The sequence below is a fragment of the Acinetobacter sp. CAU_H_56 genome (assembly GCF_058599425.1).
Map to the genome: position 1 here is coordinate 235,336 of NZ_CM178654.1, position 12,759 is coordinate 248,094.

Below are 12,759 nucleotides of genomic sequence, written 5' to 3' on the forward strand. Positions count from 1 at the left end.
TTAGATAAAATGAGTTTAAATAAGGCAAGCAGGGGGTAAGGCTGAAAAATAAAAAGACTCTTTCAGCCAACTGATTATCAAGCCTACTCAGCCAGATCAGAATTTTTCAGAATATAGTCAATTTCTTCTTTAGCTGCAGCGCGTAATTTCTCACGCAGTGCATTGATGGTTTGTTCAATCACAGTTTCTGCTTCGAGTTCCAGACGTAACCGTAAGCTTTCCAGCTCAGACAAAATCTGGGTATCGTCGATATTTAAGCGACCTTTGGCAAAGTCGAGCACCTGATCCGGATTTTTCTGATAGCGTGCGGCATAATCCTGAACTTCAGTATCCAGCATATGACGCATTTCAGCCAGCTTCTGAGTTTGCTCGGCAAATTTTCGCTCTTCATCACGGCGTAGCTGTTCGGCATAGGCCTGTTCTTCAGCACGTTTTTCGGCTAAGGCTTTTTCGAGTGCCCGCTGTCTGCGAATGCGTGCTTCTTCAATCAGTTCGGCCTTGCGCTGTGCATATGCTGCTTCAATTTTACGTTCAGACTCTTTCTGTAACTGCTGGTCGCGAACGAGCCATTCTTCTACAGCGGTTTCAGGCTTAAGTACTTCACAGATGCGCGAGAGGTCATCGATAAAGGTCTGACGTACAGCCTCAGGCGTGTTTAACCAGCGCTGTTTAAAATCTGGACCTACATTTAATGCCACTTGCATCTCCTTGTTCACGTGATTACTTAGAGCTTAAAGGTATTTGGCTGAATGCCAAAGCGACGATATTGTTTATATTTCTCACGTCCCAGCTGTTTGGCCGGTTCATTGTTTTCAATAATCTCAATAATGTGACTAAATTTCGCATCAGGTTCAAGTGCTTCCGGATTAAAATTAAAAATAATCCAGCCCGACTGCTCTGGTAATTGAGCCGAGATACAAACGGTTGCATCTGGCTGATCGATTCCATGCGGAATAAAGCTGGCGGGATCAAAGTTCCACAGCTTTTCATCCAGTTCCTGCTGTAAGGCAGGATCGGCACACAGCAGCCAGATACGCTCTGGCTGACGCAAAATTTTACGGCATAAACGACAAGTGCTGTCCACTTGTCGTTCAGGGCTTTTTTCAAATAAATAAAAGCTGACCTTAGCCATGCTTTTGAACGCGATTAGCCAGGAATTGCATTAATAGAGGTACTGGACGGCCAGTTGCGCCTTTATTTGGACCTGAATTCCATGCAGTGCCTGCAATATCCAGGTGAGCCCAACGATAGTCACGCGTAAAACGTTGCAGGAAGCATGCAGCCGTTACAGAACCGGCTTTAGGACCACCAATATTGGCAATATCCGCAAATGGGGAATCCAGTTGTTCCTGATAGTCGTCCAGTACTGGCATGCGCCATACACGGTCAAATGCATTTTGGCCAGCGGTTTCAAGTTCTGCAGCCAGCTCATTGTCTGGCGTAAACATACCGGTCAAGACTGAACCTAAGGCCACTACACAAGCACCGGTTAGAGTTGCAATATCAATCACCAGAGCAGGGTTGAAGCGTTTCACATAAGTTAGCGCATCACAGAGTACCAGACGGCCTTCAGCATCAGTGTTTAGAATTTCAACGGTTTGACCGCTCATAGTCGTTACGATGTCACCTGGACGGGTGGCTTTACCAGAAGGCATATTTTCCGCTGCAGCAATCGCACCCACCACATGAATTGGTAAACGAGATTCGCATAGTGCACGAAGCGTGCCTAGAACTGAAGCCGCACCGCACATATCGTATTTCATTTCGTCCATGCCAGCGCCTGGTTTTAATGAAATACCGCCGGTATCAAAAGTAATGCCTTTACCCAGTAATACCACTGGTGCTTCTTCACGATGAGCCAGATATTCAATCGTAATAATACGGCCTGGACGGTCTGAACCTTTGCTGACTGCAAGGAAGGCACCCATACCAAGGTCAGCCATTTGCTGTTCATTGAGCACAGTCACTTTAAGCAGGTCTGGATATTGAGCCGCCAGCGCTTGCGCCTGTTCTGCCAGATATTCCGGGAAGCAGATGTTGCCAGGGCGGTTACCCAGATCACGCGCCAGATTCTGACCAATCTGAACGGCATGAATCAATTGTAACTGTTCAGCTGTTAGCGGAGTTTCGGCAGCGATGAAATCAATCTGCTGCAGAATAAATTCGTTCTTTTTCGACTTGTATTCGTCATAGCCGTAGCTGGCCTGAGTTAAAGCCAATGCAAACAGATAGTGCAATTCTTGTGGAAGTTGTGTCAGATCAACAGAAATCTGTTTGAATTTTTTTTGAGAGCCTTTAATAATGGCCTGGGCAATTTTCGCCAGTTTTCCCGCTTGTAATTCGGCAGTCTTGCCGAGGCCGATCAGGGCCGCATGCTGAGACTGGCTGACCTGTCCAATCAGGCTTAAACTTTCTGCTAGACCAGCCTTGAATTGAGATGCTTCAATTAATGTATCTAGGCTATTGATTTGGTATGTTGATGCAGCGCTCTGAATCTGTTCTGAGTCGACTAAAATCAACAAAGATTGACTTGATCCATTCTCTGGGAATGACGTATTAATTGTAAGGTTCATATCTTGTTTTCACGCCTGTTTAGATTTGCAAATCATTCAAGCATTGAAACATTTATCCGAATAGATTTTCAATGGGCAGAGCCACCTAGGTTTTATATTTTTGCTATTCGGGTAAACTAGCACTCGTTTTATGGAGCTCATTTTGGAAGAACTAATTTGATTATTCGGCGTTATCTGGTCAAGCAAGTGGTATCGACCTCCTTGGTGGTGATTGCCTTACTGACCCTTATCATGATGGGCGGTCGTTTGATCAAGTATTTTGGTGTGGCCGCACAGGGGCGTCTGGATGCTGGAATCCTGTTCAGCATCATTGGTTATCGTCTGCCTGAATTCCTGACCCTGATTCTTCCACTTGGGTTTTTTATTGGCTTAATGCTGGTCTTTGGCCGTCTCTATGTTGATCATGAGATGGCGGTCTTAAACGGTAGCGGAATTAGCCGGCATCAGCTGGCACGTCTTTTGATTCCGATGACTCTAGTGTATCTCCTTGCACAAGGCTTTCTCATGCTGTGGGCTTCGCCGTGGGGGATTCGTCAGTTTGAAGCCTTGACCAGTGAGCAAGCAGTACGAACCGGCTTTGATCTGGTTCGACCCAAAGAATTTATTTCTTCCGGACCTTATACGATTTATGCCGGAGATCTATCCGAAGATCGCAAAAATCTGAAAGATATTTTCTTCTATCAGCGTGCGGAAAAAGAAGGTAAGCCGGATGTGATGATTCTGGCGCAGGAAGCGACCCGAATTGAAATGCCGAATGATGCAGCCAATGTGGTTGATCTGGTCAATGGTCGCCGCTATGAAATTTATCCAGGCACGCCGCAATATACCCAGGCTGAATTTGAAAGCTATCGTTTACGGATCGAAAGTGATAAAGAAGCAGAACTGGCCAGTGATGAAGTTGAAGCCTTGCCGACCGGACAGCTTTGGAAAAACCGTCAGGATCCTGTCGTAGCCAGTGAGCTTGGCTGGCGTGTCTTTGTACCGTTTGCCATTGTGATTGCCCTGATTTTGTCTGTAGCGCTGTCTGAAGTGAGCCCACGTCAAGGTCGCTATCTCAAATTATTCCCGGCACTGATGATCTTTGCCAGCCTGATTGTGGCCCTGATGGCGATCAAAACCCGGGTCAGCAAGGCGGAAATGGGCATTTGGGCTTATCCACTAGTCCTGATCATCTATGCGATAGCCGGTGCATTGTTCTCACGTAAACAGAATTTGGCGCCAAAAATTAAAAAACGGATTCAGCGAGTGAGGTCTTAACAATGTTAGCACGTCGTATAGTTGCCAAACATGTGACCGGAACCACTGCGCTGGCGATGCTTGGGGCAACAGCTGTTCTTTCAGGTCTGCAGGTTTTATTTACGTATTTAGGTGAATTGGGCTCCCTGAAAGAAGGCTATGGTGCCTGGGATGCCTTGAAATATGTACTCTGGGGCGCACCGAATTATCTTTATGAAATTCTGCCAATTTCGGCACTGATTGGTGCGGTACTCGGTTTGGGTACATTGGCTTCCAATAGTGAGCTGATCGTAATGCGTTCAGTCGGCGTTAGCCTATGGCGTATTGTCGGCTGGGTTATTCGATCAGCATTGTTATTGGTCGTATTGTCGTTTGCCCTGAGCGAATGGGTGATTCCATATACCAATGAACAGGCCAAAGCAGTCAAAAGCTATAACAAGCCAGTCAAAATCGGTGAAGTGAAAGGCTATTGGACGCGTGAGGGCAATCGCTTTATCTATATTGATTATGCCAACGCCAAAGGCCAGCTGAAAAATGTACAGATGCTGGACTTTGATGACAATTACCGTCTGCGGGGTACTCTGGATGCCAAACAGGGTGAGTTTGTCAAGGATGGAGCCTGGAAACTAGATAGCACTGAACAGTTTGATATTTTACAAAACGGCAATGCGACACTGGTACAGCATGATGAGCAGCCACTGGCTTTGGCCTTGCAGCCGAAATATGTGCATATGGTCACGATTGATCCGGAAGATTTATCACCAAGTCAGTTAGTGAGCTTTATGAGCTATATGCATGAATATAGTCAGGTACCTAAAACCTATCAGCTGGCCTTCTGGCAGAAAGTCGGTTCGCCATTTGCCCTGATTGCGCTGGTAGTGATTGCCTGTTCATTTATCTTTGGGCCATTGCGTCAGCAATCGATGGGCTTCCGTTTGGTGATTGCGTTATTCGCAGGGTTAGGCTTCTTCTACCTGCAGGATTTTCTCGGTTATGCCAGTCTGGTCTATGCGCCGTCACCGGCATGGTTTGTATTTATTCCTATTTTGCTGATGTTTGCTATTGGCGGCTACTTGCTCCATCGGGCCCGCTAAGCTATAGGAAAATAGAAGAAATCAATCGCAACAAGAGGCTTAAACCATCGTCTGGTCATGGCCTCTTTTTGCAAAATTCGGTAAACTAGAGCGATTAATTCGTAGACGAAAAGAGTATTTCATTATGACGGATGCAACTGCTGGCAAAATCCCTCACGTTTTGGTGATTATGGATGGTGTGGGTCATCGCGAAGCGGTCGAAGACAATGCGTTTTTAGCGGCTAAACGACCAAATTTAACTGCTATGCAGGAAAAGCATCCGCATGGTTTGATCTCAGGTTCAGGTGAAGATGTCGGCCTGCCTGATGGTCAGATGGGGAACTCTGAAGTCGGTCATATGAATCTTGGTGCTGGCCGTGTGCTGTATCAGGACTTTACCCGTATTACCAAAGATATCCGTACTGGGGCTTTCTTCGAACATGAAGTGCTGGTAGATGCGGTTGAGAAAGCCAAAGCAGCAAATGGCGCAGTCCACATTATGGGTCTGTTGTCTGAAGGCGGTGTGCACTCACACGAAGATCATATCGTGGCGATGGCTGAACTGGCTTTAAAACGCGGTGCTCAGGTTTATCTGCATGCGTTCCTCGATGGCCGTGATACACCACCAAAAAGTGCGCAACCCTCTTTAGAAAAACTGGATGCATTATTTGCTCAATATCCGGGCCAGGGTCGTATTGTCAGCATGATCGGTCGTTATTTTGCCATGGATCGTGACAACCGTTGGGATCGTGTAGAGCAAGCGTATTGTCTGCTGACTGAAGGCGAAGCAGTGCGTACTGCAGCTACTGCAGTTGAAGGTCTGGAACAGGCTTATGCTGCAGAGGAATCAGACGAATTCGTAAAAGCGACTCGCATTGGCGACACTGTGAAGATTCAGGATGGCGACAGCGTCGTATTCATGAACTTCCGTGCTGACCGTGCCCGTGAATTGACTCGTGCCTTTGTTGAAAAAGATTTTGCCGGTTTTGAACGTAAGGTTGTACCGAATCTGGCGAAATTCGTGATGTTGACCCGTTATCAGGCGACCATTGATGCACCTGTGGCATATATGCCAGAAGCGCTGGTAAATTCTTTAGGTGAGTATCTGTCTAATTTGGGTAAAACCCAGTTGCGTATTGCAGAAACTGAGAAATATGCACATGTAACCTTCTTCTTTAGCGGCGGCCGTGAAGAAGAGTATCCAGGTGAAAAACGTATCCTGATTCCATCTCCAAATGTTGCGACTTATGACCTGAAACCGGAAATGAGTGCCTATGAAGTAACAGATGAACTGGTGGCAGCGATCAATTCAGGCGAGTTTGACCTATTGGTTGTGAACTATGCCAATGGTGATATGGTCGGTCATACTGGTGTATTTGATGCAGCAGTGAAAGCCGTTGAAGCTGTGGATACTTGCTTAGGCCGTGTTTATGAAGCTGTGATGGCGAAAAAAGGTCATATGATTATTACTGCAGACCATGGTAATGTGGAGCAAATGCAGGATTATCAGAGCGGTCAGGTGCATACCCAGCATACCACTGAACTGGTTCCATTTATCTATGTGGGTCCAAGCTCTGCAACAATCGCAGAAGGTGGCGTATTGGCGGATGTCGCACCAACACTACTAAACTTGATGCAAATTCCGGTACCAGCTGAAATGCAGGGCCGCAATCTTATTGAGTTGCACGCTTAATCTTTTATAAAACAGGTATAAGAATGATAAAAACACATGGCAAGTCTGTAGTCTTATCCTGCTTACTGATGTGTTTGAGTCATTCCGCCTGGAGTGCTGTTTCGACCGAGATGGCACTCGATGAACTGGAAATGGATGAACAGGTCTATAATGAAATTCCTGTTACATCCATCCAGGAATTTGTTCAGATTTATGGCATCGTCAAAGATAATTATATTCAAGACAAAAATGACGATGTGCTTTTCCAGCAAGCCATTCAAGGTTTGGTGAGTGGCTTAGACCGCTATTCCCGCTATTTATCTCCTGAAGACTATAAGCAGCTGCGTGAATATACCGAAGGTGATTTGGCCAGTATTGATTTTGATCTGCATTTTAATCCGCAGCTAAAACAATGGATGGTACAAGGCTTGAGTCCGGATGCTGACTCTGCCAAGCAAGGCCTTCGTAACGGTGTCACAGTTTACAAGATTGATGATCAGGTCTTGAGTGCGCTGAAACGTGAGCAGGTGCGAGATTTATTGACTGGTGCCATTGGCTCTACTTTAACGCTCCAGCTTTCTGCGCAAAGTGTACCGATTACACTGGTCCGCAATACCAAAGTAGATACCGAGATTAAATCGACCTTACACAGCAATCAGGTTCTGGTGCTGCAGGTCAAAGTCTTCCAGCAGGATACTGCTAATGAAATCAAACGGATTATTGAAAGTTATTCAAGCAATCGCCTGAAAGCGGTGCTGTTTGACTTACGTAATAATCCCGGTGGTTTATTGTCCGCAGCCGTTGAATCGGCAGATTTGTTCCTGAATCAGGGCATTATTGTCTCGACCAAAAGTCGCTCGGAAGGCAATCAGCAATTCCAGGCACTACCAGGAATTGAGTTTCAGAACCTGAAAGTCGGGATTCTGATTAATAACCGCTCTGCTTCCGCTGCAGAAGTATTTACTGCTGCTCTGAAAGAACACAATCGTGCCTGGGTGGTAGGGGAAAAGAGCTATGGCAAAGGGGTAGTGCAGAAGCTATTCCCTTTAAGTAATGGCTCTGCTTTGCAGATGACGGTGTCGCAATACTTTAGCCCGACCGGCAATATGATCGAAGGACAGGGGATTCAGCCACATTTCACCTATCCTCTCGGTCAGGATGCACGTGAGGAGAGCTATCTGGATCACGTCACAGACTTGCTGCTCCTGCAAAAATAATTATTCCTCTTCTTCGGTATCCAGTCCGAATTTTTTCAGACGGTAACGTAAAGAGCGAAACGACATACCGAGTTTTTTGGCGGCCAATGTACGGTTCCAATGGGTCAGATTTAAAGCATTCAGCAGAATTTCTTTTTCAATCTTTTCTAAATATAGTTCCAGACCTTCTTCAGGTAATTTTTTCGGAATAATGATCTGATCCGAAGATGCTATAGGCTCTGCCAGATTGGCAGTTTCTGATAAGACAGGAGCCAGATGACGCAGTGGAGCAGTTTGCAGATGCTGAAGATCAATCTTGTCTTCATCACTCAAAGTAATCGCACGTTCAATAATGTTACGCAGTTCACGCACATTGCCTGGATAATATTGCTCCAGTAAAAATTCCTTGCTCCGTTCTGTCAGCTTTTTTGCAGGAATCTCCCATTCCTGACAGATCTTTTGAATAAAATGCTCAGCGAGGAGCAGAATATCCTGGCCGCGCTCACGCAGTGGTGGTAAGACCAGATCCATCACATGAATACGGAAGAATAAGTCCTGACGAAATTTGCCTTGTTGTACCAACGCATCAAGATCCTGATGGCTGGCACTGATGACACGGAAATCGACATCAATTTCGGTATCGGAACCGACTGGACGAATGCGTTTTTCCTGGACTGCACGTAGCAGTTTGACCTGCATAGACAGGGGTAATTCAGCAATCTCATCTAAGAACAGACTACCTCCATGGGCAGACTGAATTAGTCCTTGTTTGTCCTGTGTCGCACCCGTAAAGCTGCCTTTCTTATGGCCAAATAGTTCGCTTTCCATCAGTTCGGTCGGAATCGCGCCGCAGTTAATTGCGATAAAAGGTCCTTCATTGCGATTGCTGAGACGATGGACCAGATTGGCCACCACTTCTTTCCCGGTCCCTGATTCGCCAGTAATAAATACCGGAGCCTGAGAACGGGCAATTTTTTTCAAGGTGACACGTAATTGCTGAATAGGCAGTGATTGTCCAATTAGCAATTTATGTTCTAATGAATCATTAGAATTATTCTGATAATAGTCTACTGGTTTATTCAGTGCTTTTTGCAGCAGTTGTTCTAGATGCTTTTGATTGATCGGTTTGCTGACAAAGTCAAATGCACCTGCCTTGAGTGCAGCAATAGCAATATCCATATTGCCATAGGCCGTTAGAACAGCTACCGGAAGGTGAGGGGAATGCTGGTTAATCCAGTCCAGTAATTGCAGACCATTGCCATCAGGAAGATTTAGATCTGTCAGACAGGCATCATATTGATGATCTGTCAAACATTTTTTTGCATCTTCCAGACGATGAGCAATATGCGTACGGATTCCCATGCGCATCAATGACATTTGCATGAGGGTACATAGATCTTCCTCATCATCCACCAATAAGACCAGTGGTTGTTGTTCCACAATATTTCCCCTTATTCCTTTTATGCTGTCACACGTTGACAGCTAATCCGAAAGCATGCGCCCTGTTCTTGTGAAATGTAGTTGAGTTGTGCCTGATTGGCTTCACAAAAACTGTGTGATAAATATAGTCCGAGTCCCGTTCCATGGATAGATGTGCTGAAAAAAGGTTTAAATAATAATTCCTGATCATGGGTGGCAACACCAGAGCCAAAATCCCGAACATCTATCCATACCTTATGTTCATATGGGTGAATATTCAATTGAATATGGGGTGAATCCGGTGAATTATGCCGGATAGCATTACGAATCAGATTAATCAGAATCTGACGTAACTGGGCTTCATCGAACTGAATTGCCAGTGGTGCATCAATATTACATTGAATCTGATCTGCCACATCTGCTAAATCTTCCTGAATAAACAGTGGTATAAACTCATTCAGCTGAATCACGACCGGATGGGTTTCTTTATTCTTCACCATATTCAGGGTGTCTTGGATAATCCGGTCAATACGGGTAGCCTGTCGGCTGATCATCTGATGCAGGACCTGTTGCTGTTCAGGTTCAGAATCGAGATAAAGATCATTGGCCTGTACAATGGCAGCCAGAGGGTTGCGAATTTCATGGGCAATACTGGCGGAAAGCTGGCCTAGAGCAGCAAGCTTTAACTGTTGCACCTGCTGATTAAGTTTGCGGGCATCTTGCAGCACGAGCAGAGTCAGAGTCTGGTGCGGTACAATCAGCTTTTGTACCTGCACGTGAATATTATAACGACTCTGCTGGGATTCAAATTGAAACCGCTCACCATTTTCTAGAGTTTCAAAACGGATCAGTTCAAACAAGTCATTTTGAGATTGGTATAACGAAAATCTTTCATGGGCATACATTGGTTCAATGCCCAGCAGATGACAGGCAGCTGGATTACTGAGCACCACATGGTAATTCTCATCTAAGACCAGATGGCCAGTTTCAATCTGTTCCAGAATATAGCGGTTAATATTCTGTAAGCGATATAGTTCAAGCGATTGAGAAAAATTCAGGTTCTCCAGAATCTGAAAACGTCGTACTGCAATTTGTCCTGAGCCATAGACGACAAAAAACAGAAAGGCCAGCAGGGCACTATTCCCGATATTGGAAAGTGAGGAAAAGGCAAAAATACTGCCGATAAAATGCTGATAGATGATACTAATTACCGCAATCAGGGTGATGATCAGGGCTTTCTTGGCATCCAGTAATAATGAGGCTGAAAAAATGGTAATAACAAAAATCAGTCCGAGATGGACATTTGGACCCTGACTGGCTAAGGTCAATAAACTAAGAAAAAAGACATCGCTGGCAAAAATCAGAATGAACTGTGGCTGAATCAGGCGCTTTACCCATCTTAGCGTAAACAGCTGCACAGTATTGACGGCGACGCCAATCATTAAGGCATAGTGATAGAGTTTAGGATACTGATAATCCGCAGTCATATCGGGATAAGTCAGCAGGAAAATCAGCAACAGACCCGTGCTGATAATCAGGCGGTAGGCGCTATACCATAGGCCCAGATGATATTGATTCAGTTCAGAATAACTGGATGTTTGCGCCATAGAAACCGCATTAAGCAGAGGGTTAAATTAAGGTTTAATCAGGCCATAGCGCATTGCAAGATGGGTCAGTTTAACATCACTATCGATATTCAGTTTTTCGAAGATCCGGTAACGGTAAGTATTGACTGTTTTAACACTTACAAACAGCTTGTCGGCAATTTCCTGCGCGCTGATACAGTTCACTACCATCATGGCTACCTGCATTTCACGTTCAGACAGTGCATCAAAAGGAGATTGCTGGGTATCGGACAGGTAGGAGCTGGCCAGCTGTTCCGCGATATCAGCACTGAAATATTTACCGCCCTGCATGACTTTATTGATGGCACGAACCATCTCTGATACAGGTGCACCCTTGGTGATATAGCCTTTGGCACCTGCCTTAAGTAAAAGAGAAGGATAAGGCTCTTCAGCTAGGCCACTCACCGCAAGAACTTTGGTTTCAGGAGCAGTCTGTAGTAAACGGCGTGTGGTTTCTACACCACCGATACCTGGCATGTTGACATCTAATAGAACCACATTGGGATGATGCTGACGGACGAGGGTAATTGCTTCTTCACCAGATTCAGCCTGTCCAATCACCTGAACATCCGCATGGTCTTCCAGCATTCTGCAAATTCCAGTACGAACTAATTCATGGTCGTCGACAACTAAAACTGTGATCACCTAGACTCTCCCTCATTAAAAAATCATTTTTTTGTTACATAAAGCAAAATAAGCTTGCAATGAAACTACAAAATTAGCAATCCTATTCGCAGATTAAATCTGAAACTTATCACATAGTGTCAAGAACAAAAAATGTTCGGCATTGTGTTTAAATGTAAGGCATATTAGAGGTAATACGCAAATCAATCTTACCTCTGTTAGTTGAGTGAAGGAATAGTGAAGAAAATAAACAAGTCTTTAAGGCATCTACTCGGCCTGTCCGTGTTAATCAGCATGAGCACGACAAGTTTTGCTGAAATCATTATGAATTCTGGCACAACAGAGGGCGGATCCAGCATCAGCTGGTCTTCTGATGAAGTCAATCAGCTCATGAATGATAATTTGAGCGTATCTGCTGCAGAACCTTCACCACCAGGTTCAGCAACTGTTACGACGACGATTCGTCAGGGCGGCGCACCAGCACCAGTACCGACAAAACCTGTGCAGATTATTGATAATAGTCATTTTATTAATCAACCTGCTGTAAGTGCGCGTGCAGCTCTGGTGATGGATTCACAGACGGGTGAAGTGTTATTCAGTAAGAATACCAATAATGCTTACCCGATTGCGTCGATTACCAAATTGATGACTGCAGTAGTGATTTCAGATGCGCGTTTGAATATGTCTGAAAAAATTACTTTGCAACAGGCTGATTTTTCCTGTGCAGGCTGTAAGAGCTCAAGTTCTACCTTAAGAGCTGGGGACAGCATGAATCGTGCTGAAGCCTTATTATTTGCCTTAATGAAGTCTGAGAACCCGGCTGCAGCGGCATTGGCGCGTACGTATCCAGGTGGTCGTGCAGCCTTTATTGCGAAGATGAATGCCAAAGCTAAAGAGCTGGGCATGAATTCAACCCACTATATGGAATCTACCGGCCTGCATCCTGGCAATGTGTCTTCTGCACGCGATTTGGGGATTCTGGTGAATACCGCTTCACAGTATGGCTTGATCCGTCAGTTCTCTACCACTGCCAGTTATGATTTTAATCTTGGCTATCGTGTATTGAAATCGAATAACACCAATTCACTGGTGCGAAATGGTGGCTGGAACATCAACCTGTCTAAAACCGGTTATATTAATGAGGCAGGACGTTGTGTCGTCATGCACACGACCTTAAATAACCGTCCTGTAGTAGTCGTGGTATTAGGCGCGGATTCAACTGCTGCACGTACCAATGATGCGACTCGTCTAATGACCTGGGTGTCTAGCCTGCCTAAACAACGTGTTTAATCTTTTTTAAGCGCATATAAAAAGCCCTGCAAGTGCAGGGCTTTTTTGATT

Annotated in this window: 11 protein-coding genes; 5 read left to right on the plus strand and 6 right to left on the minus strand. The window is 45.2% G+C overall.

Annotated elements, in window-relative coordinates; translation table 11 throughout:
• Positions 1–83: 83 nt before the first annotated feature.
• Genes blhA through AC4MCC_RS01125 form a run of 3 tightly spaced genes read right to left on the minus strand, consistent with a single transcriptional unit; the run spans position 84 to position 2,573 of the window.
• A complete protein-coding gene (gene blhA / locus AC4MCC_RS01115; protein ID WP_491885564.1) occupies positions 84–698 on the minus strand; it encodes a cell division protein BlhA in 615 nt (204 codons plus the stop codon).
• A 26-nt stretch (positions 699–724) separates the two neighbouring features.
• Entirely contained in the window at positions 725–1,132 is a 408-nt protein-coding gene (locus tag AC4MCC_RS01120; RefSeq protein ID WP_004787296.1) for a DNA polymerase III subunit chi, read from the minus strand.
• On the minus strand, positions 1,125–2,573 hold the full coding sequence (locus tag AC4MCC_RS01125; protein WP_491885565.1) for a leucyl aminopeptidase: 1,449 nt from the start codon (positions 2,571–2,573) through the stop codon (positions 1,125–1,127). The genes AC4MCC_RS01120 and AC4MCC_RS01125 overlap by 8 nt, the downstream gene beginning before the upstream one ends.
• 156 nt (positions 2,574–2,729) lie before the next feature.
• Between AC4MCC_RS01125 and lptF the strand changes: the two genes are divergently transcribed.
• From lptF to AC4MCC_RS01145, 4 genes are all read left to right on the plus strand, one after another.
• The gene (gene lptF, locus AC4MCC_RS01130) at positions 2,730–3,830 is read left to right on the plus strand and encodes an LPS export ABC transporter permease LptF (RefSeq protein WP_034703425.1); all 1,101 of its coding nucleotides are present in this window, start codon (positions 2,730–2,732) and stop codon (positions 3,828–3,830) included.
• A gap of 2 nt (positions 3,831–3,832) precedes the next feature.
• A complete protein-coding gene (lptG, locus tag AC4MCC_RS01135) occupies positions 3,833–4,903 on the plus strand; it encodes an LPS export ABC transporter permease LptG (RefSeq protein WP_005233468.1) in 1,071 nt (356 codons plus the stop codon).
• A 124-nt stretch (positions 4,904–5,027) separates the two neighbouring features.
• Entirely contained in the window at positions 5,028–6,575 is a 1,548-nt protein-coding gene (gene gpmI, locus AC4MCC_RS01140; RefSeq protein ID WP_491885566.1) for a 2,3-bisphosphoglycerate-independent phosphoglycerate mutase, read from the plus strand.
• Positions 6,576–6,598: 23 nt separating this feature from the next.
• Positions 6,599–7,771, plus strand: coding sequence for a S41 family peptidase (locus tag AC4MCC_RS01145; protein WP_491885567.1), 1,173 nt, complete (start codon positions 6,599–6,601; stop codon positions 7,769–7,771).
• On the opposite strand, the gene AC4MCC_RS01150 is transcribed toward AC4MCC_RS01145, so the two are convergent.
• From AC4MCC_RS01150 to gacA, 3 genes are read right to left on the minus strand one after another with little or no spacing between them, the layout of a single operon-like run.
• On the minus strand, positions 7,772–9,193 hold the full coding sequence (locus tag AC4MCC_RS01150; protein ID WP_491885839.1) for a sigma-54-dependent transcriptional regulator: 1,422 nt from the start codon (positions 9,191–9,193) through the stop codon (positions 7,772–7,774).
• Positions 9,194–9,210: 17 nt separating this feature from the next.
• Positions 9,211–10,776 carry a sensor histidine kinase gene (locus tag AC4MCC_RS01155; RefSeq protein ID WP_491885568.1) on the minus strand — a complete coding sequence of 522 codons (1,566 nt, stop codon included), beginning with the start codon at positions 10,774–10,776 and terminating at the stop codon, positions 9,211–9,213.
• Positions 10,777–10,803: 27 nt separating this feature from the next.
• Positions 10,804–11,439, minus strand: coding sequence for a response regulator transcription factor GacA (gacA, locus tag AC4MCC_RS01160; protein ID WP_005233474.1), 636 nt, complete (start codon positions 11,437–11,439; stop codon positions 10,804–10,806).
• Between the two features lie 216 nt (positions 11,440–11,655).
• Here gacA and AC4MCC_RS01165 point away from each other — a divergent pair, with 216 nt between their 5' ends.
• Positions 11,656–12,708, plus strand: coding sequence for a serine hydrolase (locus AC4MCC_RS01165; protein ID WP_034703413.1), 1,053 nt, complete (start codon positions 11,656–11,658; stop codon positions 12,706–12,708).
• Positions 12,709–12,759: the final 51 nt, after the last annotated feature.